At 71.1% G+C, this 1,331-nt stretch carries 1 protein-coding gene; it reads left to right on the top strand.

All coding sequences use genetic code 11. The annotated features are described in order from the left end of the window. Positions 1-225 precede the first annotated feature (225 nt). The gene (locus AB0C76_RS41365) at positions 226-1,314 is read left to right on the top strand and encodes an IS110 family transposase (RefSeq protein WP_359975955.1); all 1,089 of its coding nucleotides are present in this window, start codon (positions 226-228) and stop codon (positions 1,312-1,314) included. Positions 1,315-1,331: the final 17 nt, after the last annotated feature.

The raw sequence follows: 1,331 nt of genomic DNA, 5'->3' as shown, positions 1-1,331 counted from the left end.
ACAGTGAGGATGTTCATGAGCGGTTCCCGGGCAGGTCTGACTCAACCTCTGACTGACCTCGGGTCCTCAACCGGATCTGTCGGCCTCGTCCGGGAGCCGCTCGTGAGCATCCGCCGGCCCGGCTTGCGTGACTTCATAAGAGCCTGGCCAGAGGCCCCTTCACTGTCCTGTCCGCCCGCCGGACCGGCGGCTGCCGCCCCACCCGGATCAATGGAGAGGACGGCGATGTCCACCATCGCACACCAGGACCGCGAGATCACCGGCGGCGTCGATACCCACAAGGACACCCACACCGCCGCCGTCATCGACTCGGCCGGACGCCCGCTGGGATCCGAGCAGTTCGAAGCCAACGCCGAGGGATACGCCCTACTCCTGGCGTGGCTGCGCTCGTTCGGCACCCTGGTCCTGGTCGGCGTGGAGGGCACCGGCGCCTACGGGGCGGGCCTGGCCCGCCACCTGCGCGAGCAGGACGTGACGGTGGTGGAGATCGACCGCCCGGACCGCAAGGCCCGCCGATGGCAGGGCAAGTCCGACCCCGTCGATGCCGAAGCCGCCGCCAGGGCCGCCCTGTCCGCCCGCCGCACCGGCACACCCAAGCGGCGCGACGGCCGCGTCGAGGCCCTGCGAAGCCTGCGGGTGGCCCGCCGCAGCGCGGTGCGTCAACGCGCCGACGTGACGCGCCAGATGAAGACCCTGATCGTCACCGCACCCGAGGAACTCCGAGCGGCGCTGCGGGACCTGGGCGACCGACAGCTCATAGCCACCTGCGCCTCCACCGGCCCGGCCCCTGAGCGGGCCGGCGACCCGACCGTCGCCACCGAGCTCGCCCTGCGGACCCTGGCCCGCCGCCACCAGAGGCTCAGCGAGGAGATCGACGACCTGGACGCCCTCATCGCCCCGCTGGTCGCCGAGATCGCCCCGGACCTGCTCGCACTGAACGGGGTCGGCGCGGACGTCGCCGGCCAACTGCTGGTCACCGCCGGGGACAACCCCGAACGCCTGCGCTCCGAGGCGGCGTTCGCCATGCTCTGCGGCGCCGCCCCGCTTCCGGCGTCCTCCGGCCGCACCCACCGCCACCGCCTTAACCGGGGCGGTGACCGGGCGGCCAACGCCGCCCTCTACCGCATCGTCCTGTGCCGACTGCGCTGGGACGAACGCACCAAGAACTACATGCAGCGCAGGACCACCGAAGGCCTCTCGAAGAAGGAGATCATCCGCTGCCTCAAGCGGTTCATCGCCCGAGAGATCTACCGAGTCCTGACCACGCCCAGCACACCGAGCACCACCACCGAGCAGCTCACCATCGCTGCTTGACATCCATAAGAGCATCC

The organism is Kitasatospora sp. NPDC048722 (genome assembly GCF_040650235.1).
Classification (GTDB): domain Bacteria; phylum Actinomycetota; class Actinomycetes; order Streptomycetales; family Streptomycetaceae; genus Kitasatospora.
Note: the sequence above shows the minus strand (reverse complement) of the source record. Positions and strands in the feature narration are given on the sequence as shown.

Bases quoted from the DNA above. Each gene is read 5' to 3' on its own strand.
- AB0C76_RS41365 (WP_359975955.1), top strand. From the start codon at position 226: ATGTCCACCATCGCACACCAGGACCGCGAGATCACCGGCGGCGTCGAT.